Genomic DNA, 20,290 nt, shown 5'->3' with positions numbered 1-20,290 from the left:
GCCCGCCCTACCCCGGGGCGGGCAACTATACCCGCCTATGACCCAACTACAACCGCAATTTTATTTAATTGATGCCCATAACTTTTTGCACCGCAACTATCACGCGTTGCCGAAATTATCCACCTCGTCCGGGCAAGAGGTTGGCGCGCTGTATGGTTTTTTGCGCTGGTTAATCAAAATGTTGCGCGAGCATAACCCGGCGTATGTGGCCGTATGCTTTGACTCGCCCGGCGGTTGTGCGCGGCGCAAGGCGTTATTGCCTTCCTATAAAGCAAACCGCAAAAAGCCGGACGATGCACTTGTCAGCCAGTTGAATTTGGCGCGCGGCTTGGTGGATACCTTGGGCTTAACAGTAGTTGCCAAACAGGGGATAGAAGCCGACGATTTAATGGCCTTTTTGGCCCGCCACGCCGCGGCACAAAAGGTGCCCAGCGTGTTTGTTACGTCGGATAAAGACGTTTACCAATTTTTAAATGAATATATTTCCATTTGGCCCTTTGGCGGAAAGGACGGCTTTAAAGGGCCGGAAGCTGCCAAGGAAAAATTCGGCGTAGATACGGCTTTCCTGCCCGATTATTTTTCTATCGTGGGCGACGCGTCGGACAATGTGCCCGGCGTAATGGGGGTGGGGCCTAAAAGCGCGGTGGACCTGATTAATAAGTTTGGCCACTTGGAGGATATTCTCCGCGCCGCGCATAGTGATAACCCCGATTTTAAACCGGCCCTTGCCAAAAAGATTTTAACGCACGAGGGCGAAGCCTTACTATCCAAACAGTTAGTGGTGTTTGATTCAAATTTGGATATGCCCTTTAACTTGGACGATTACCGCGTGCGCACGCCGGATAAAGCACAGTTGGAAGCGTTATTTAAGGAATACGAATTTAAAAATTTATTGGACTTTTTTGAAGCCCCGCGCCCGGCCGTTGCGGCCCCTGTGCCCGAGCAAAAGGAATTGTTGCTGGGCGACGCATTAAAAAAAGCAGAGAGCGCGCCGCGTATTTTTCTGCACGCGCAAGATGAATTTTTGGTGTTGGGGCTTAACGAAGCGGAAGCCTCTTACACACCTATCAGCGATATCCAGCCGTGGGAATTGGCGGCCCTTAAAAAATTGGTGGAAAATGATTCCATTGAAAAAATAGGGTACGATTTAAAACTGACTCTGCGGGAACTGGATATCAATGTACACGGGCAATTTATCAAATGTTTTGACGGACGTTTGGCGCGTTATCTGCTAAATCCGTCGGGCGATTTGAGTTTTGCGGGGGCGTGTGCGGATTATTTTTCCGCCACCGTGCGCGAGGATGACGCCTTTGAATTGTTAAAGGAATACAACCGCTACATTTGGAAATTGCAGGAAGTTTTAACCGCAAAATTAAAGGAAGCCAACCAATGGGACCTTTTTAATAATTTGGAACTCCCGTTAATGATGGTGCTGTCTGCTATGGAATTTGCGGGCCTGCGCATTGACCCGGGCTGGCTGGAAAGTTTTAAAGTATTGTTGGAGCAGGAAATTGCGCGCTTTCAAAAGGATATTGACGCCCGCGCCGGTTACCCGGTGAACATCAATTCCACCAAACAGTTGGGTGTGTTGCTTTTTGAACAAATGAAAATCCCGCCTGTGCGCAAAACCAAAACGGGCTACTCCACCGACGAATCGGTGCTGGAAGAAATTGCGCAAACCTACCCGGTGGCGCGGGCCATTTTGGAGTACCGGGCCAGCAGTAAATTAAAGGCGACTTATGTGGATAATTTGCTGTTACTGGCGGATGATGAAAACAAGGTACACTCCTATTTGGACCAAACCGGCACGGTAACGGGCCGCTTGTCCAGTTCCAGCCCCAACCTGCAAAATATTCCCGTCCGCACGGAAAAGGGCCGTCTGTTGCGCAAGGCCTTTTGCGCGGCGGAAGGCAACGTCTTGTTAAGCGTGGACTATTCCCAAATTGATTTGCGCGTACTGGCGCACGAAAGCCAGGACCCCGTGCTTATCCAGTCCTTTTTGGACGGTGGCGATATCCACACGCAGACGGCGGCGCAAGTGTTTGGCGTAATGCCGCTAATGGTTACGGAGCAAATGCGGTCTAGTGCCAAAGCAATTAATTTTGGTATCATTTATGGACAGGGCCCTATGGGCCTTTCCCAAGCACTTGGCATTACACTGCGCGAAGCCAAAGAATATATAGACAATTATTTCCGCAATTACCGTGTCGTGCGCGAGTGGATAGACGCTAATGTCGCCCTCGCCCGCCAAAACGGATATGTAAAAACAATGCTGGGGCATATCCGCTACCTGCCGGAGTTTAATATGGGGGTTGGAAGTATGACCTCTTTTGCCCAGCGCGCGGCCATTAATACGATTGTGCAGGGCGGGTCGGCGGACATTATTAAAAAGGCGATGGTGGATGTGTTTTCTGCCTTCCGCAATACGCCCGTGCAAATGGTAATGCAGGTGCACGACGAACTGATTTTTGAAGTGCCACAGGAAGGCCTGACCGAAACGGCGGCCCGCATTAAAGGGTTAATGCAAAACGCCGTTAAATTGCGTGTTCCCCTGTTGGCGGCGGCCAAGGCCGGGAAGAACTGGTACGAATTAGAAAAACTGTCTTTATGAATTTACGCGTGAAAGACAAACTGGTGTTGGGCCTGACGGGCAGTATGTTAAGCGGCAAAAGTACCGCCTTAAACTTTTTTGCACAGAACGGTGCGGAAGTGTTATCGTGCGATGAAATTGTGCGCGAACTTTATAAAAAAACCGCTGTTCGGCAAAAACTGTCCGCTTGGTTCGGTTCGTTTCAGCCCGCGCAAGTAGCAAAGGCCGTTTTTAATAATCAGGCGGCCCGCTTAAAGTTGGAAGGTTTTTTGCACCCTTTGGTGTTACAGTCGGCCGCGCAAAAAATAAAACAAAGTGCCCACACTTGTTTTGTGTTTGAAGTTCCGCTTTTATTTGAAGCGGGGTGGGATAAATTAACCGATTTAAATATTTTAGTATTGGGCGACAAGCGCACCTTACCCGCACGCTTAAAAGAGCGGGGAGTAAGCCTGGCGGAATACAACCGCCGGATAGCCGCGCAGTTGCCCGAAGACGAAAAAGCCCGCAGGGCCGATATTGTGCTGGCCAACTGTGGCAGTAAAGCAGATTTGGGCTTGAAAATAAAACGCCTCATCCGTGCGATTACATTTATTTACGGAGTAAAGTAAGGAGTTACAATGGAAGAACATACCACGCAGGAAAAGACCTCTAAACCCGCCAAGGAAACCAAAACGGTCAAAACGGCCGCTTCCGCGGCGCCCGCCGAAGAAACCAGAACGCAACGGCCCGCGGCCCGGACTGGACGCACTATGTCCCGCCCGATGATGCAGCAGGCTCCGCGCCAACCCAACGGGGCTAAACCGATGGACGCGCGCGCGTTAAACAAACTTAGTATGCCGGAACTGACGAAACTGGCCGTCAATTATAATATTGAAGATATTTCCGGCCTTCGCAAGCAGGAACTTATCGGCCGCATCGTGGCTGTACAGGCCAAACAAAACGGCTCCGTATATGGCGGCGGCGTATTGGAAATTCTTCCCGACGGTTTTGGCTTTTTGCGTTCGGAAGAGAATAACTATTTAGCAGGCGCAGAGGATATTTATGTTTCTCCGTCCCAAATCAAACGCTTTGGCCTGCGCAAGGGCGATACTATTGAAGGCCTGATCCGTCCGCCCAAAGATAACGAACGCTTTTTTGCTATGTTGCAGGTGCAAAAAGTAAACGGCGTGGATTCCGATAAAATTTACAACCGCCCGTTGTTTGAAAACTTGACTCCGCTTCACCCCAACGAACGCTTTACGTTGGAAATTGATAAATCGTCGCTTACCCAGCGCGTGATTGATTTGATTGCACCTATCGGCAAGGGACAGCGTGCCTTAATCGTTGCTCCGCCCAAAAGCGGTAAAACGATGATTTTGCAAGCGATTGCACACTCTATCGCCCAAAATTACAAAGACGCTGTTTTAATGGTCCTTTTAATTGACGAACGCCCCGAAGAAGTAACCGATATGAGCCGCAGTGTAAAGGGCGAAGTGGTGGCCTCTACTTTTGACGAACCCGCCGACCGCCACGTCCAAGTGGCCGAAATGGTGCTTGAAAAAGCCAAACGCTTGGCAGAGCAGGGCAAAGATGTGGTGATTTTATTAGATTCTATTACCCGCTTAGCCCGCGCCTATAACACGGTTGCCCCGTCCTCGGGCCGCGTGCTTACGGGCGGTTTGGAAGCCACGTCCTTGCAAAAGCCGAAACGCTTTTTGGGTGCCGCGCGCAATATTGAAGAAGGCGGTTCCTTAACCATTATCGCTACCGCAATGATTGAAACCGGCAGCCGTATGGACGAGGTGATTTTTGAAGAGTTTAAAGGAACGGGCAATAGCGAACTTTGCCTGGACCGCAAACTTTCCGAACGCCGTATTTTCCCGGCGGTGGATATCAACCGCAGTTCTACGCGTAAGGAAAACTTACTTTTGTCAGAGGATGAACTGAACAAGGTGTGGATTATGCGCAAAGTGCTGGCTCCGCTCAGTTCTGTGGATGCGATGACGCTGTTGTTGGAAAAGTTATCCTCCACCAAATCCAATAAGGATTTCTTTAAACAAATGGAAGTAAACGCATTTTAGCGTGGGCGGGCGGAAAGAAAATCTTTCCTAAACCCGCAATTTATGGTAAAATAAACTATAAGATTTTGAAAGGAAGACTATAAAATGAAAGAAAACATGCACCCGAACTATGAATTCGTAGAAGCCGTTTGCGCCTGCGGTAACAAATTTATGACCCGCTCCACGGCCAAAACTTTGAAATTGGACATCTGCGCCGCTTGCCATCCGTTCTTTACCGGCAAACAGAAATTGTTGGATACCGAAGGTATGGTAGAAAAATTCAACAAACGTTTTGCGAAAACCGAAGGCAAAACCTTGGTCCGCAAACCGAAAACGGAAGTAAAAGCCAAAGCCAAATTGGCGAAAAAACCGGTAGTGGCCAAAAAAGCCGCCACCAAGAAACCGGCCAAAAAAGCAGAAGCCAAGGCCGAAGAAGCCAAATAGCCGTTTTTTTACAAAAGAGCAGACTGTCCGAAAGGGAGTCTGCTCTTTTTTGCAGTTAATTTGCCGCAAGGAATTTGTATGGATACCTCCAAATATGTAGCCGAATTTAAACAGTTGGAAGACGAGTTGTCCTCGGGTAATTTGTCTAGCCAAGATTTAGCCGTCAAAGCCAAACGCCACGCGTTTTTAAAACCTATTATTGAAAAGGAACAAGAAATCAACGCGGCCGTAAAAGCAATCGCCGACGATCGCGCGATGATTGAAGCGGGCGAGGATAAGGAACTGGTCAAAATGGCCGCTGATGAACTGGCAGAACTGGAAGCCAAACTGCCCGAACTGCAAAAGGAACTGCGCATTTTGGTTATTCCGCCGGATCCTAATGATTCCAAAAACATTTATTTGGAAATCCGTCCCGGTGCGGGCGGGGACGAAGCCGCCCTGTTTGCAGCCGAACTGTTGCGCGTGTATCAGCACTTTGCCCAAACTAAGGGGTGGAGCACCGAAATTTTGGAATTTACGCCTACTGGTCTAAAAGGCTGTAAATATGTCAGTATGTTTATCAAAGGGGAAGGTGCTTACTCGTGGCTTCGCAACGAATCGGGCACGCACCGCGTACAGCGTGTGCCGGATACCGAAACGGCTGGCCGTGTGCACACCTCTACGGTTACGGTAGCCATTATGCCGGAAGCCGAGGAAATTGATATTGAAATCCGTCCCGAAGATTTGGAAATGGAAACCTGCCGTTCCGGCGGCGCGGGCGGCCAGAACGTAAACAAGGTGGAAACCGCCGTGCGCATTATCCACAAGCCTACGGGCATTGTGGTTTCCTGCCGCGAGGAACGCCACCAAGGCAAAAACCGCGAAAAAGCGATGGCTATGCTCCGCGCGAAACTCTATCAAATTGAAGAAGAAAAGCGCAATAAAGAAATTTACGACGAACGCAAGGCTCAGGTGGGCACGGGCGACCGCAGCGAAAAAATCCGCACCTATAACTTTCCGCAGAGCCGCGTTACCGACCACCGTACCGACAAATCCTACCATAATTTAATGGAAATTATGGAAGGCAACATTGAGCCTATTTTAGAGGATTTGCGCGCGTACCGCGTGGAGCAGAAACTTAAAAATCTGCAAATCTGATAAGTTGCAATTTGGTTGCCGGGCGGGCTGTTTTCCGCCCGGCTTTTTTTTAAGGAGATTTATGAATACCGTTTCCCAACTTTTATCTGCCGCTGTTTCCCGCTTGCAGGCGGCCGGTTCAGACGAACCCGAAGCCAACGCCGAGTGGCTGCTCGCCTACGCGCTGGGCGTCAGCCGGACGTGGGTGTTTGCCAACGGTTCCGAAGCCGTTACCGCCGGACAGCAAGCCCAATTTGAGTGTTTTTTAGCGCGCAAGGCAGACGGTGAGCCCCTTTCGCATATTGTGGGTTTCCAGCCCTTTTGCGGATTGGATATCCGCGTTACGCCCGATGTTTTAACACCCCGCCCGGAAACCGAGGACTTGGTGGAACAGGTATCTGCGCTTTTTGACAAAAAGGGCCGTTATGCCTTTTTGGATATGTGCACGGGCAGCGGGTGCATTGCTTTGGCGTTGGCGAACAAATTTCCCAATGCGCAGGTATTGGCCGTGGATAAAAGTGAAGCCGCGCTAAAAGTGGCGCAGGAAAACGCGCGCGAACACCGCTTGACCGAGCGTGTACACTTTTTGCAAAGTGATTTGTGGGAAAACGTAATGGGAACCTTTGATTTAATTATTTCCAATCCGCCCTATATTCCAACGGCTGATTTGGCCACGCTAACGCGCGAAGTGCAGCACGAACCGCGCCTGGCGTTGGACGGCGGGGAGGATGGCTTTGAGGTTACCCGCCCATTGTGCGAAGCCGCCGACGGCTATTTAAACCCTGGCGGACTGCTTGCGTTGGAACTGTGCAAGGGCCAGCCGTGGCCCTTGGCGCGCGGACTTATGGAAATTGGCTGGAAGGCGGAAGTAAAAAAAGATATATTTAACATAGAGCGGTTTGTTTTCGCCCGAAAAATTTAATTTTTAACGGAGTTTTTAGTATGGACAGATTTATTATTCACGGCGGTAAAAAATTAAACGGTACCGTGCACATCAGCGGCAGTAAAAACGCCGCCTTGCCTATTCTGGTAGCCACCTTGCTTACGGACGAACCGTGCGTTTTGCACCGCGTGCCCAATTTGCGCGACGTGCGCACCACGCTTAAAATTTTGGAATATTTAGGCAAAAAGGTGGAATATAAAGATAATACCGTTACTATTACGGCTGACGGCGTTTTGAAAAACACCTTGCCCTATGAACTTGTGAAGCAAATGCGCGCCAGTTTTTGGGTGGCCGGGCCGCTGTTGGCCCGCTTTAAAACGGCTGAAATTCCGCTTCCCGGCGGTTGCGCGATTGGCGTGCGCCCGGTGGATATCCATTTAAAGGGGTTTGAAAAATTGGGCGCCGAGTGCGACATTAAATCCGGCAATGTGATTATCCACGCCCGGAAATTAACCCCGGCTAAAATCGTTTTGCGCTTCCCCAGCGTAGGGGCTACGCAAAACCTGCTGATGTGCGCTTGCTTAATCCCGGGCGAAACTATTTTGGAAAACGTCGCCAAGGAGCCGGAAGTGGACGACGTAATTGCGTTTTTAAATAAAATGGGGGCGGACATCCGCGTAGGCGATAAAGGGCAACTTATCGTGCAGGGCAAAACCTCCTTGCACGGTGCCGAGCATACCGTTGTGGCGGACCGCATTGAAACGGGTTCCTATATCTTGGCCGCTTGCGCCACCCGCGGCGATGTAACCGTTACGGGGTGTGTGCCGGAACATAATTCCATTTTACTGGAAGATTTGCAGGAAGCGGGCTTTACCTTGGACGTTACCGACGACTCCGTGCGCGTTCACGCCTATGACGGCGATATTAAGCCCGTGCGCGTGCGCACCGCGCCGTATCCCGGCTTTGCCACTGATTTGCAGGCTCCGTGGATGACGTTAATGACCCTGTGCAACGGTACGGCCGAAGTGGATGAGGACATCTTTGAAAACCGCTTTATGCACGCGCCGGAACTCGTGCGTATGGGGGCCAATATTTCCACAGAAAAGAGCGTTGCGCGTGTAACGGGCGTAAAGGAACTCTCCGCGGCGCACGTCCAAGCGTCCGATTTGCGCGGCGGTATGGCCCTGGTTATTGCAGGCTTGTGTGCGGCGGGCGAAACGGAAGTGGAGCGCGTGTATCACATTGACCGCGGTTACGAAAAATTGGAAGAGAAATTAACCGCTTTGGGCGCAGATATCCGCCGTTATAATCCCGATAAAAATGAGTTTTGACGTTGTTTTTAACTATATTTTAAAGCGTACCGGCGCAGGTGTTGGCGCGGGGTTGGAGGGGTTTCGCGCCCTTTTGGCTCGGTTGGAAAACCCGCAGGAGCGTTATAAAATCGTCCACGTCGCGGGCACGAACGGCAAGGGTTCCGTTAATACCCTAATGGCCGCCGTGCTTACTGCCGCAGGCTATAAAACGGGGCTTTTTGTGTCGCCGCATTTGGTTTCGCCTGTGGAGCGCATACAAATAGACGGGGAAAATATTTCCCGCCAAGCCTTTTCCAAAGCCGTTTTGGATGTATTTCAGGAAGAAGAGGAAGAACTTAACTTTTTTGAAATTTTAACGGCCGCCGCGCTTTTGTATTTTGCCCGCCAAAAAGTACAGTATGTTGTGCTGGAAACGGGCCTTGGCGGGCGGAAAGATCCCACTAATGTATGTACGCCTGTGGCGTGCCTGATTACGTCTATCGGGCTGGACCATACGCAATATTTGGGTTCCAGTTTAGCGCAAATCGCCTTTGAAAAGGCGGGCATTATTAAACCAAATGTCCCGGTGTTTGCGGGGGAAATGGCCCTTTCCGCGCGTGAAGTTCTGCGCAAAACCGCCAAGGAACGCAATGCCCCGTTGCACTTTGTAAAAGAGGGGGAGCCGTTTACTGTGGCCGGGTACGACTTTTATCGCAACCAAACCCTACTGCACACGGAAAACGGCAACGAGTGGCCCTTGCATACCTTGGGGGCACGGCAGGCCGTCAACGCGTGCCTGGTGTATCAGGCGGCCAAGGCGTTAGGTTTGCTGGATAAAGCCCTTAAAAAGGCCTTTCAAACGGTCAATCTGCCGGGCCGCTTTGAGGTAATTTCCACCGAAAAAAATACTTGGGTGTTAGACGGAGCCCACAACCCGCAGGCCATAGAGGGCCTGATGAAGTTTTGGCAACAGTCGCCGTTTGGGGAAAATTCTGCCCTCTTGTGCGGGTTTATGAAGGATAAAGACTACAAAAAAATGCTCTCGCTTCTCTGTCCGCATTTTAAGCATATTTTTATCACGGTGCCGCCGTCTGCCCGCGGTGCCGCCGAAGCCGATATCCGCGCCGCCCTGCCCAAGGGCGTAAAGGTTACCTTTGAGCCCGATTGGCAGCAGGCGATGCGCCTGGTAAAGGGGGGTGGCTGTGTGCTATGCACGGGGTCTTTTTACTTGGCCGGAGCCGTGCGCGGACGGATAGCCAAATAGGGCGTTTTCCCGTCATAAAACAGGGTTGACATCGGCGGGGGTATTGTGGTTAAATTTAGTGTAAGGTATTTTTTAGACGGGGAGCAAAAATGGCGTTAGACAATAACCAATTTGACGGACACGGCGACATCGCCCAGTTTTTGGAAAAATTTAAAGAGCAGACTTTTTCCGCTCCCGTTACGCCGCCCGTAAATACCTATTCTTCGCGGGAAGATTCTATTCCAGCTAAACCTGCCCAATACGAACGCTCGTTTGAAAAATTGGAGCAGAAAATCCGCGAACTGGAAGAGCGCTTTGAAGCCTCGGCCAGCCAAAACCAGTTGATTTTGTCGGAACTGGCCCGCACGCGCGAAGCCTTGGACCGCCAAAAAGATAAAGACGCTTTTTTTGAACATATTTCCCGCACGATTGCCAATTTAAAGGCCAGCGTGGAAAACCTTTCCCGTGCCCAGCAGGAGCAACGCTCGTTCCGCGAGCCCGATGTACAGCGCAGTTTTGACCCGGTTCCGTCCGCCTTTGGCGCGTCCGAGCCTGCCCGCGCCGTCTATCATTTTGAGCCCGCCCAGCAAAGTTCCCGTTTGGAGCGTGAGGAAAAGGAACGCATTATTTCCAGTTTAAAGCAAAAGGCCTCGCAATTAAAGGCCGTCAACAGCGCGTTGGACCGCGAAATTAAAAAGGTCCAGCAGGAAAAAATGGAAGCGCTTAAAAAATCGGCCGAGCAAGCCAAGGAAATTTTGTCCTTGCGCGACCGCTTAACCGCCGCCGAGGAACGCTTTAAATCGTTTGATTTTGAAGGCCGCATTATTTCCATTAAACAGCAGTACCAGCAGAAGGTGTCCAGTTTGGAAAACCAACTGCAAGAAATTTCCGATACTTGTATGAAGCAGGTAGAGGAAATTGAATCGTTAAAGGCCGAAAACTTAAAACTCCACAAGGCCGCCGCCGAAAAGGACGAAGCCTTGGCCCGCTTGGAAGCCAAAGAGCGGGAACTCACGGCCCTCAAAGCCGAAATTTCCGCCTTGCAAACCAGCCACAGCGAAGCCTCCAAAAAGCAGTTGGCTTCGTTTACGGAAAAATTGCAGGCGTTGGAATCCCAGCGCGACGGCTTGCAGGCCGAACTGACCCGCGCGCAAGAGTCGCTGGATGCGGTCCGCCAAGAAAAAGAAACCTTGGAAAAGAATTTCAAAGAGTTACTGGCTAAAATTAACGATAATGACGCTGTTATCGCGCAACTCAAAGCCAAAATTGAGGTGTTGGGCCAGCAGAACGAGGAACTCGCGCACCAAAACGCGGAACTCAAAGAGCATAACGAATCTTTAACCAATTACAACGCCGCTTTGACGAGCGCCAACCAAACCTTGACACACGAAAAAGAGGCTTGGGCGGAAAAGGCCGAAATTTCGGGCCGCGAACGCGCCGCACTTGCCGAACAGGCGGAAACCTTGGGCCGCGAAAAAGATGAATTGGCCGAAAATGTGGCCGCACTCACGCAGGAAAAGGCTTCCTTGGCCGCCCATACGGAAAATTTAAATAAAGAAAAAGAATCCTTATCCGCCCGTGCCGAAACTTTAACGCGCGAGAAAGAGGAATTAACCGCCCGTGCCGCCGCACTGGAACAGGAAAAGGAACGCCTTACCCGGCAGGCCGCGCACTTGGCGCAGGAAAAAGAGGAGTTGGAACGCCGCTCGCACGAAATGGGCAACGCCAAAGCCGCGCTGTCCGGCGATTTGGCCGCTGTCCACCAAGAAAAAGATATTTTGGCCGGAAACCTGGAACAAGCCAACCGCGAAAAGGAAACCTTGGCCGCGCGTGCCGAAACCTTAACGCGCGAAAAAGAAGCGTTGGCGGACAGTTTGGCGCAACTCAACCGCGAAAAACAAAATTTAGCCGAAAATTTGGAACAGGTAGAACGCAAGAAGGAAGCCTTGGCCGGAAGTTTGGCCCAGGTAAATAAAGAAAAGCAGGACCTTTCCTTGCAATCTGCCGCCCTGAAACAGCGCGCCGAGCGTTTGGAAGGGGAAACCAAGGAACTGGCCAAAGAAAACCAGCAACTGCGCAACCAAAGCGCCGCGCTGTTGGCCGCGCGCCTCGTGCAGGAAAAGGAGCGCGCCAAAGAGGAAACCTTGCAAAAGGCGGCCCAAGCGCATAAGCCGCAGGCTCCCGTTTTCCCGCAACCGCCCGCTCCGCAAAAGGCGGAAAAAGCCGCAGTGTCCGTGCCCGCTAAAAAGCCTTTAACGGAAGCGGACTTGCCCGAAATTAAGGTGGCCGAACCGATTGCCCAGCCGGAAGCAATGTACGATGGCGAGGACTTTTTGACCAAGACCGACAGTTTTATCGGCCGGATGAAATGGTCTATATTTAGAGAAGATAAATAACCGATATTTAGGGCCTGGCCGAGCGTCAGGCCCCTTTACAATAAGGAAGAAAAAATGCCAATTTTAAAAGTAGCAGTATTGTACGGCGGAAAATCCACCGAACACGAAGTTTCCGTGCACAGTGCGCAGACGGTTTGCCGCGTGCTGGCGGAAAGGAAGGACAAATACCAAGTTTATCCTATATTTATCAGCAAGCAGGGCCGCTGGTTCTTGCAAGACGCTTGCGGACCCCAACAGCCTACCGATAAACCCATTACCCCGGTGCTTAAAGACGATGCCAATTTAGCCGCCTTGGATGGCTCTTTTGCTATCAAGGCCGATGTGGTGTTCCCGGTTTTGCACGGCACCAACTGCGAGGACGGCACAATGCAGGGCTTTTTGGAAACCCTGGATGTTCCGTATGTAGGGTGCGGTGTGTTGGCCTCGGCAATGGGGATGGATAAGGAAATTGCCAAACTGATTGCGCGCGAAGCAGGCGTGCCGATTTTGCCTTGGAAAACCGTCAGCAAGGATGCCGGGTACGATTTGCCCGCCTTGCAAGCCTGGGTAAAGGAACAGGGCTTGCCGGTGTTTGTAAAGCCTGTCCGGTTGGGCTCTTCCGTCGGCGTGCGAAAAGTAAAAACCGTGGACGAATTGCAGAGCGCTGTGGATTTTGCCTTGCAGTTTGATACGGACGTTTTGATAGAAAAAGGCGTGGACCACGCCCGCGAAATCTTCTGCGCCATTTACGGCGAGGGTGCCCATATCAAATCCTCCGCTTGCGGGGAACTGCGCACCGTGGCCGGGGAATTTTTTGACTATAACGCCAAATACATTGTAGCCGGCGGATGCGAAACCAAGGTCCCGGCGGATATCCCGGCGGACCTTGCGCAAAAAATGCGCCAAGACAGCGAAAATATTTTCCGTGCCCTGCGCGGAAGCGGGCTGGCGCGTGTGGACTTTTTAATGGATAAAGACGGGGCGTATTACTTCTCCGAAATTAACACAATGCCGGGGATGAGCGAAACGAGCCTATTTCCGCAACTGTTTAGCGCGTGCGGGGAAGATTACGGGCAGATTTTGGAAGGCCTAATTGCGCTTGCGTTACAGGTGCACGCGAGAAAGGCCGCGCTCTCTTTAAACCGCTAATTATGGAAAAACTGATTGCACGCTTTACTGGGCTTAACATTTGGGTAAAAGTGATTATTTGCTTTTGCCTGTTTGGCGCGCTTGTAAATGTGTTTTTGGTGGCGCGGGATATTTCCGCGGGCGGAATTTTGCTGCGGCTTCACGCCGGGTTTTTGGTGTTATACTTGGCGCAGGTGGTGTTTGTCCTTTTGCACGAGCGGGCCGTGTGGATTTTAACGGCCTTGCAAGGAGTGCTTGCCTTGCTCACCAATGCGGACTTTATCTTTGTGCCGCTTTTGCGTGTTGCAAGCGGGTGGATGTACGCCCTGCTGGGCCAGCCGTCCGTAGAAATGATGGCGGTTTATAAGTATGTGTTTATTTCGCTGGCGTTTACAATGCAGATGTTAAGCGCGTATGCGTTGTTTTCGCTTTTGCCAAAACCCGTTAAGAAACAGCCCGCCGCCGAACCGGCCGAAGCCGTTTTAGAAGAGTAAAAACAATAGTGAAACCCTTAATCCCCGTGAACCTGTATAGGCGCGGGGATTTTTTTAAATATGTTATAATAAAGAAGTAAAAAGCAGTATTGCAAGACGTTTGTTTGCAAGACAATTTGTTCTGTTTTTGGAACCGTATGTGGAATACGGTGCGCTGTTGGGATACCAACAGCATAATCACCCTCCAAAAACAGTCGTTTTAAGCACGGAATAAGCGGACTAATTACCCGGTTGTTCCGTGCTGAGTGCTTTCTGCCATATTTTATATGGCAGAAGGCCGCGGCTGTTTATATTTGGGTTAGGGTGATTAGCTCGGATATAACAGCCGTTTTTTATTTATTTGGCTTCTTGTTAAAGTGATTGATAGTGGGGCGAGTAAGGAGAATTTTGTGGTAGATAGAATTAAAATCCGCGGTGCGCGGGTGCATAACCTAAAAAATATTGACGTAGAGGTGCCCCTTAATAAAATTGTGGGCATTGCGGGGGTATCCGGTTCGGGCAAGTCCTCGCTGGCGTTGGGCGTTTTGTATGCCGAGGGGTCGCGCCGCTACTTGGAAGCCCTTTCCACCTACACCCGCCGTCGGATGACGCAGGCCGCCCGTCCGCAAGTGGACGAAGTATTGTATGTTCCCGCCGCGCTTGCCCTGCACCAACGGCCCGGCGTGCCCGGCATCCGCAGTACCTTTGGTACGGGTACGGAATTGCTAAACAGTTTGCGCCTGATGTTTTCCCGCTTGGCGCACCACCGTTGCCCCAACGGGCATTATGTTCAGCCGTCCTTGGCGGTAGCCGCCGGAAAGGAACTCGTTTGCCCGGAGTGTGGGGCGCACTTTTTTGCCCCGTCTGCCGAGGAGTTGGCCTTTAACAGTCAGGGCGCCTGCCCCACTTGCGACGGCACGGGAACGGTTTGGACGGTGGATAAAGCAACCTTGGTGCCCGATGAAAACCTGACGATTGACCAAGGGGCGGTGGCTCCGTGGAACTCGCTGATGTGGTCGCTGATGACCGATGTTTGCCGGGCAATGGGTGTGCGGACCGATGTGCCGTTTAAGGATTTGACGGACAAAGAAAAAGACATTGTTTACAACGGTCCCGCCGAAAAAAAGCATATTTTCTACAAGGCCAAAAAGACAAACCAGGCCGGAGAGTTGGACTTTACCTATTATAACGCCGTTTACACCGTTCAAAATGCCCTTGCCAAGGTGAAGGACGAGCAGGGGATGAAACGGGTAGAAAAGTTTTTAAAGCGCGAAATTTGCCCCGATTGCGGCGGTTCCCGTCTGTCGGCGGCGGCGCGTGCGCCCCGGTTGTGCGGAATATCTTTAAATGAAGCCTGCCAAAAAAACTTGGCTGATTTGCGCGCGTGGGTGGAACAAGTGCCTGGCCAACTGCCCGCTGAAATGTGCCCAATGGCCCAGGATATTTGCGATTCGTTTTTGTCTGCCGCCAAGCGGTTAATGGATTTGGGGTTAGGTTATTTGACCTTGGACCGCGCGGCCGCTACCTTGTCCACCGGGGAGCGCCAGCGTATGCAACTGGCGCGCGCCGTGCGCAACCGTACGACGGGCGTTTTGTATGTATTGGACGAACCGTCCATCGGCTTGCACCCGTCCAACATTGTGGGGTTAAACGGCGTAATGCACGATTTAATTTCCGACGGAAATTCCGTTATTTTGGTGGACCACGACACGCAAATTTTGTCGCAGGCGGATTGGTTTATTGAAATGGGTCCGCAAGCCGGGGCTGGCGGCGGGCGCGTAATTGCCGAGGGAACCTTGGCGGATATTGAAAAAAATCCTAATTCGCAAATTGAACCTTTTTTGTCCGGCCGTGCAAATATTCAGGTTCGCCCGCGCGCTAAAAAAGAAGATTTGTTTTCCGCCGGGAAAATCCACTTGGCTACCAACGCCTTGCATACCGTCCGCCCGTTGGAGGTAGATATCCCAAAGGGCAAATTGACGGTTGTTACCGGGGTGTCTGGCTCGGGCAAAACGACGCTTATTTTGGAAAGTCTCGTGCCCGCCTTACAGGCCTATACCCAGCACAAACCCTTGTCCGCGCATATCCGGGCCGTACAGGCGCCGGGCATTACGCAGGTGAAACTGATTGATGCTACGCCGATAGGCATTAACGTGCGTTCCACGGTGGCCACTTACGCCAATGTGCACGACGAACTGCGCAAAATTTTTGCCAAAACGCCCGCGGCCAAGGCGGCGGGGTATAAGGCGGGGGATTTTTCCTACAATACGGGCAAATTGCGTTGCCCCACTTGCGACGGCACGGGCGTGATAAGTTTGGACGTACAGTTTTTACCCGATGTGGAAGTGCCTTGCCCGTCCTGCCGCGGTTCGCGCTATGGTGCGGCGGCGGCGGGTATTTTTTATACCGATAAAACGGGGCAGACGTTTTCGCTCCCGCAATTAATGGATATGGACGTAAATTCTGCCTTGGCCGCTTGTGGCGGGTTAAAGGTGGTCAAACAGCGATTAGCGGTGCTTAGGCAGTTGGGGCTTGGCTATTTGACGCTCGGGGAAGAAACACCCAGTCTGTCGGGCGGAGAAGCCCAGCGGCTGAAATTGGCCAGCGAAATGGGTAAAACGCAGACGGATTCGGTCTTTGTGTTTGACGAACCTACGATCGGCTTGCACCCGTTAGACGTGCGGACGCTTTTGGGCGTATTTCAAACGCTGATTGAAAGCGGGGCCACGGTGGTGGTAATTGAACACGACTTGGATGTTATCCGCAACGCCGATTACCTGATTGATATGGGCCCCGGCGGGGGAGAATTAGGCGGGCAAATTGTTGCCGCCGGAACGGTGGAGGATATCAAAAATACCCCGCAGAGCGTAACAGGCAAGTATTTATAAGGAAACCGCCCCGGGTGGTAAATTTTAGGAATATGCTATAATAAATTTATTAAAAGGAACCTTGAAAATAAGTCCCTTTTAAAATAAATTTTCTGTTTTTGGAACCGTATGTGGAATACGGTGCGCTGTTGGGATACCAACGGCATAATCACACTCCAAAAACAGTCGTTTTAGGCACAACGTGCGCGAGCCGATCCCTTGCGTGCGCTGTGCCGAGTGCTTTCTGCCATATTTTTATATGGCAGAGGGCCGCGGCTGTTATGATTTGGGTTAGTGTGATTAGCTCAAACATAACGGCCGTTTTTTTGGGCTTCTTGTTATGTTCGGGCTCGGTAAAACAAGGAGAAAAAAGTGAAGAAAGGCTTTACGCTTATTGAGTTGTTAGTGGTTGTACTGATTATTGGCATTTTGTCCGCAGTGGCTCTGCCGCAGTACCAAAAGGCGGTTACCAAGGCACGGTTTGCCGAGGCAATGACGAACCTTAAAACGATTGCCCAAGCCGATAAGGTGTGCCGATTAGCGGGGGGTACTAGGGACGGAAATTGTGATATCAGCGATTTGGATATTTCTATTGGAAATATGTCTCCTTTTGAAGAAGGGGGAAATTGGGTCCGAATTGGCACGGGGGAGACTGAAAATTTTTATTACTGGGCAAGTAATAACCCGCCGTTTCCCGGTGGAGTAAGTGCCCAATATAAGAAGGAAGATGTTTGTTTGTGCGTGCTGGATTCTGGGGAAATAGTGGTTGACCAAAGCAGAAACTCGTGTGCCGATAATCCCCCGTCATTTGATTATGCCAAGTTACTGAATATTAGGGACGATTCTGGGAGTTGTAGTTGTTGCTAATATCAAAAAAGAGCGGCTGTTGTTTAGCCGCTCTTTCCTTTTTAAAGGCACAAATTAGTTGCCTTGGTACTTGCGGATTACTTCCTCTTTTAGTTGCATAAACGTACCGTTTTTAATGGCTTCGCGGGCGCGTTCGGCCAGGCGAATCAAAAAGCGGATGTTGTGTATGCTAAGCAAGCGGTGGCTTGTCAGTTCCGCCGAGCGGTACAGGTGGCACAAGTAGGCACGGGAATAGCGGCGGCAGGTGTAGCAGTCGCACTCGGCGTCCAGCGGGATATCCTGCGTGCGGTATTCGGCGTTTTTGATGTTCACGCGCCCGGTGCTGGTCATAACCATACCGTTGCGTGCCACGCGGGTGGGCCATACGCAGTCAAACATATCTACGCCGCGTTCAATGGAGTTCAAAATTTCCACCGGCGTTCCCAGTCCCATAAAATAGCGCGGTTTGCCTTCGGGCAGATTGTCGGTTACCGCCAAAACGGATTCGTTCATTTGCTCTAAGGTTTCGCCTAGCGACAGCCCGCCAATGCAGTATCCGTGCGTGGGTAAAGAAGCCATATGCAGGGCGGCTTCCTTGCGCAAATCGGGGAAAATGGCCCCTTGGATAATGCCGAACAGAAGCGAATTACCGACGGTAAAAGAGCCGTCCTCGTTTTGTGTGATATGCTGCTCGGGCACGGTTTGTTGATAGGCTTTTGCGGCGCGTTCCGCCCAGCGTTTTGTGATGTTTAGGGCTTCGCGCGCTTCGTGTTTGGACGGATTTTTGGCGTGGATACAAACGTCTAACATTGTCCAAATATCGGAGCCGATTTCACTTTCAAATTGAATTACGTTTTCGGGTGTAAAAAGGTGTTTGCTTCCGTCGTGGTGGGACTGGAAGGTTACTCCTTCTTCTTTGATTTTGCGGAATTTGGGCAAACTATACACTTGAAATCCGCCCGAGTCAGTCAAAATGCTTCCGCCCCAATGCATAAATTTATGCAGGCCGCCCATTTGCTTTAAAATTTTTGTCGTCGGGCGCAGATACAAATGATAGGTGTTGGAAAGCAAACACTCGGCCCCGGCGTTTTTCAAATCTTCGTCGGTCAGGGCCTTTACGCAGGCTTGCGTGGCCACCGGCATAAAAACCGGGGTATGCACCGCACCGTGCTTGGTGTACAATACACCGGTGCGGGCTTTACAATGTGGGTCTTTGGCAAGAATTTTAAAAGGAGAAATCATATATATATTTTACCATATCCGGCTAATCGGCTTGGGGGGAGAAAAAAAGGGGGGCATTCTGAACTGGCGGCCCGCTAGGGTGCGGCCCGCAAGGTGTCGTTTATAAAAATAAAAGTCATACTGGAAGGTTTCTGTCCAGTATCTACTCCTTATTTAATAACAACAGATCCTGGACTACAACTTTCCAGGATGACGGCAACGACTAGCGACCCAAGCGGTAGATTCTGAACTAAATTCAGGATGACTTTTATTTTATAACGGCTTTGTTGTATTGCTTTTTGTCGTCATCCCGGAGTGTTTTTATCCGGGATCTGTCGTTTGCCTTTGTCGTCATTCCCGAGTGTCGTAGTCGGGAATCTGTTTTTGCCGTGGTTGTTTTCTTCCGAAACGACAGATCCCCGACTAAATTCCTCGGGGATGACGGGGAAAAAGACCACTTATTAAACAAGAGGTCATCCTGAACTTGTTTCAGGATCTACTTTTTGGGTTTTTTGTCGTTGCTGTTTAGCAGTAGTTCATAAAGGGGTTGTTTTTATTTTTTTTTTTGTTAAAATTTTGAAAATTAAGGCCGGATATACCCGGATGTATCCGGCATATAAAAACGCATATAAAAGGCCGTTTTGCCCCAATAAAAAGGCCTTAAAAGGAGAAAAAAATGAAGAAACTATTAATAGGGTTGTGCTTCTTATGTGCTTCCACACCCTCTATGGCGGCGGGTGCCAATAAAATGACAATGGTAACGTATTTCCCGGTGAAATATGTGGCATATAGCCAGGTAGATGTAATGAAACAAATGGACGTCGGCTTAACCTCTGCCTGCCAAATGAACTTGGGTTGTTCAGCAGACGAGGGATTTAATACAGGGAAATCGTTGCGCGTAAATAACTTATTAAAGATTGCAGGGGGAAAACTGGAACTAAATGATGCGCCTGCAATAGAGGGCAGCACCGCGCACATTGGTAGCGGTAATGGTGTGAGTGATTTTGATTTTGAAACCAGTTTGCGCGTAGGCAACTACAAGCAAGGTTACACGCTGCAAGCGGATAATATGTATTTGAACGAATTAAATCTGTTCGGCTATAAATTCCCTAAATGTGAGGGGGAAACAATGAGTTGGCAGAAGTTAAAACTGAAAAACACGGAAGAAGTGTATTTAGCCTGCGGCGAGCCGGAAAAAATTCCGTTTAACGGATGTTCCACTTGCTCTTCTTATGATGAAAATTCAGCAGAATACGAGAGTTGCGTGCTGAACAATGTATCTTCTTGTTGTCAGTATGCGTACGACATTTACACCAAGCGCGGGCAAAATGCCGAGGAATTAATGAAAAACACTTCTTGCTATACCTGCAACAAAGAACACCAAAACGGGGTGGAACATGACAGTTATTCGTTTGTTACAACTCCTTCCACATTCCAGTATTATACTGGGAGTGATTATACCAATGTTCCAACGGCTAATTCCAATAGCGTGAATTGTTTAACTTATATTCCGCTGGGGCAAACCCAGCATTTCTATCCCATAAGCGATGATAGTTCTTATGACGGCCGTTGGGAACCATTTGATGTTTGCCCAGATGACGGGACGTGCGGCGGAAAAGGATCTTGTATATATCAATGTACAATTAGCGCATGTTCTGTTTTTAATACAATTAATGGCAAAGTAGATACAATACAATGTCGTTTTAGTAATACAAGGCGGTTATGTGATTCTGGTACTGACTGTGTGCGAAATTGGTAAATAAAAAACCACCC

15 protein-coding genes are annotated in these 20,290 nt (G+C 50.4%); 14 read left to right on the top strand and 1 reads right to left on the bottom strand.

The genetic code is table 11. The features are described 5' to 3' along the window. Positions 1–37 precede the first annotated feature (37 nt). The 13 genes from polA to ACR0QV_RS05990 all read left to right on the top strand — a co-directional run bounded on the left by polA (position 38) and on the right by ACR0QV_RS05990 (position 17,317). A complete protein-coding gene (gene polA, locus ACR0QV_RS06050) occupies positions 38–2,611 on the top strand; it encodes a DNA polymerase I (RefSeq protein ID WP_432635420.1) in 2,574 nt (857 codons plus the stop codon). Further along, a complete protein-coding gene (gene coaE, locus ACR0QV_RS06045) occupies positions 2,608–3,198 on the top strand; it encodes a dephospho-CoA kinase (protein WP_432635418.1) in 591 nt (196 codons plus the stop codon). Before polA ends, coaE begins: the two co-directional genes overlap by 4 nt. 195 nt (positions 3,199–3,393) lie before the next feature. Then, positions 3,394–4,650: a transcription termination factor Rho gene (rho, locus tag ACR0QV_RS06040; protein WP_428053965.1), complete on the top strand. Its 1,257-nt coding sequence runs from the start codon at positions 3,394–3,396 to the stop codon at positions 4,648–4,650. Between the two features lie 84 nt (positions 4,651–4,734). Next, on the top strand, positions 4,735–5,073 hold the full coding sequence (gene rpmE, locus ACR0QV_RS06035) for a 50S ribosomal protein L31 (protein ID WP_177745799.1): 339 nt from the start codon (positions 4,735–4,737) through the stop codon (positions 5,071–5,073). A gap of 78 nt (positions 5,074–5,151) precedes the next feature. Further along, entirely contained in the window at positions 5,152–6,210 is a 1,059-nt protein-coding gene (gene prfA, locus ACR0QV_RS06030; RefSeq protein ID WP_432635416.1) for a peptide chain release factor 1, read from the top strand. Between the two features lie 61 nt (positions 6,211–6,271). Next, complete coding sequence (gene prmC / locus ACR0QV_RS06025; RefSeq protein ID WP_432635414.1) at positions 6,272–7,111, top strand: peptide chain release factor N(5)-glutamine methyltransferase; 840 nt, start codon at positions 6,272–6,274, stop codon at positions 7,109–7,111. Positions 7,112–7,131: 20 nt separating this feature from the next. After that, positions 7,132–8,403 carry a UDP-N-acetylglucosamine 1-carboxyvinyltransferase gene (gene murA, locus ACR0QV_RS06020; RefSeq protein ID WP_432635412.1) on the top strand — a complete coding sequence of 424 codons (1,272 nt, stop codon included), beginning with the start codon at positions 7,132–7,134 and terminating at the stop codon, positions 8,401–8,403. After that, positions 8,393–9,628: a bifunctional folylpolyglutamate synthase/dihydrofolate synthase gene (locus ACR0QV_RS06015; protein WP_432635410.1), complete on the top strand. Its 1,236-nt coding sequence runs from the start codon at positions 8,393–8,395 to the stop codon at positions 9,626–9,628. Before murA ends, ACR0QV_RS06015 begins: the two co-directional genes overlap by 11 nt. 89 nt (positions 9,629–9,717) lie before the next feature. After that, positions 9,718–12,003, top strand: coding sequence for a hypothetical protein (locus ACR0QV_RS06010; RefSeq protein ID WP_432635408.1), 2,286 nt, complete (start codon positions 9,718–9,720; stop codon positions 12,001–12,003). A gap of 54 nt (positions 12,004–12,057) precedes the next feature. Continuing rightward, positions 12,058–13,131, top strand: coding sequence for a D-alanine--D-alanine ligase family protein (locus tag ACR0QV_RS06005; protein WP_432635406.1), 1,074 nt, complete (start codon positions 12,058–12,060; stop codon positions 13,129–13,131). Between the two features lie 2 nt (positions 13,132–13,133). Continuing rightward, on the top strand, positions 13,134–13,604 hold the full coding sequence (locus tag ACR0QV_RS06000) for a hypothetical protein (protein ID WP_432635404.1): 471 nt from the start codon (positions 13,134–13,136) through the stop codon (positions 13,602–13,604). A 389-nt stretch (positions 13,605–13,993) separates the two neighbouring features. Then, positions 13,994–16,471 (top strand): excinuclease ABC subunit UvrA, encoded by a 2,478-nt coding sequence (locus ACR0QV_RS05995; protein ID WP_432635402.1) that lies wholly within the window; start codon positions 13,994–13,996, stop codon positions 16,469–16,471. Positions 16,472–16,822: 351 nt separating this feature from the next. Further along, the gene (locus ACR0QV_RS05990) at positions 16,823–17,317 is read left to right on the top strand and encodes a type IV pilin protein (RefSeq protein ID WP_432635400.1); all 495 of its coding nucleotides are present in this window, start codon (positions 16,823–16,825) and stop codon (positions 17,315–17,317) included. A 54-nt stretch (positions 17,318–17,371) separates the two neighbouring features. Here the strand turns inward: ACR0QV_RS05990 and tgt are convergent, their stop codons facing one another. Further along, positions 17,372–18,538, bottom strand: coding sequence for a tRNA guanosine(34) transglycosylase Tgt (gene tgt / locus ACR0QV_RS05985; protein WP_428053935.1), 1,167 nt, complete (start codon positions 18,536–18,538; stop codon positions 17,372–17,374). 655 nt (positions 18,539–19,193) lie between these two features. Here tgt and ACR0QV_RS05980 point away from each other — a divergent pair. Further along, on the top strand, positions 19,194–20,276 hold the full coding sequence (locus ACR0QV_RS05980; RefSeq protein WP_432635398.1) for a hypothetical protein: 1,083 nt from the start codon (positions 19,194–19,196) through the stop codon (positions 20,274–20,276). The last annotated feature ends 14 nt before the right edge of the window (positions 20,277–20,290 follow it).

Source organism: Candidatus Avelusimicrobium sp. (genome assembly GCF_050873505.1).
Lineage (GTDB): Bacteria > Elusimicrobiota > Elusimicrobia > Elusimicrobiales > Elusimicrobiaceae > Avelusimicrobium.
The sequence above is the reverse complement of the archived record's forward strand: the minus strand, read 5'-3'. Positions and strand labels throughout refer to the sequence as shown.

Excerpts from the sequence above, each read along its gene's own strand:
- polA (WP_432635420.1), top strand. The coding sequence starts at position 38 with ATGACCCAACTACAACCGCAATTTTATTTAATTGATGCCCATAACTTT.
- coaE (WP_432635418.1), top strand. The coding sequence starts at position 2,608 with ATGAATTTACGCGTGAAAGACAAACTGGTGTTGGGCCTGACGGGCAGT.
- rho (WP_428053965.1), top strand. The coding sequence starts at position 3,394 with ATGGACGCGCGCGCGTTAAACAAACTTAGTATGCCGGAACTGACGAAA.
- rpmE (WP_177745799.1), top strand. The coding sequence starts at position 4,735 with ATGAAAGAAAACATGCACCCGAACTATGAATTCGTAGAAGCCGTTTGC.
- prfA (WP_432635416.1), top strand. The coding sequence starts at position 5,152 with ATGGATACCTCCAAATATGTAGCCGAATTTAAACAGTTGGAAGACGAG.
- prmC (WP_432635414.1), top strand. The coding sequence starts at position 6,272 with ATGAATACCGTTTCCCAACTTTTATCTGCCGCTGTTTCCCGCTTGCAG.
- murA (WP_432635412.1), top strand. The coding sequence starts at position 7,132 with ATGGACAGATTTATTATTCACGGCGGTAAAAAATTAAACGGTACCGTG.
- ACR0QV_RS06015 (WP_432635410.1), top strand. The coding sequence starts at position 8,393 with ATGAGTTTTGACGTTGTTTTTAACTATATTTTAAAGCGTACCGGCGCA.
- ACR0QV_RS06010 (WP_432635408.1), top strand. The coding sequence starts at position 9,718 with ATGGCGTTAGACAATAACCAATTTGACGGACACGGCGACATCGCCCAG.
- ACR0QV_RS06005 (WP_432635406.1), top strand. The coding sequence starts at position 12,058 with ATGCCAATTTTAAAAGTAGCAGTATTGTACGGCGGAAAATCCACCGAA.
- ACR0QV_RS06000 (WP_432635404.1), top strand. The coding sequence starts at position 13,134 with ATGGAAAAACTGATTGCACGCTTTACTGGGCTTAACATTTGGGTAAAA.
- tgt (WP_428053935.1), bottom strand. The coding sequence starts at position 18,538 with ATGATTTCTCCTTTTAAAATTCTTGCCAAAGACCCACATTGTAAAGCC.
- ACR0QV_RS05980 (WP_432635398.1), top strand. The coding sequence starts at position 19,194 with ATGAAGAAACTATTAATAGGGTTGTGCTTCTTATGTGCTTCCACACCC.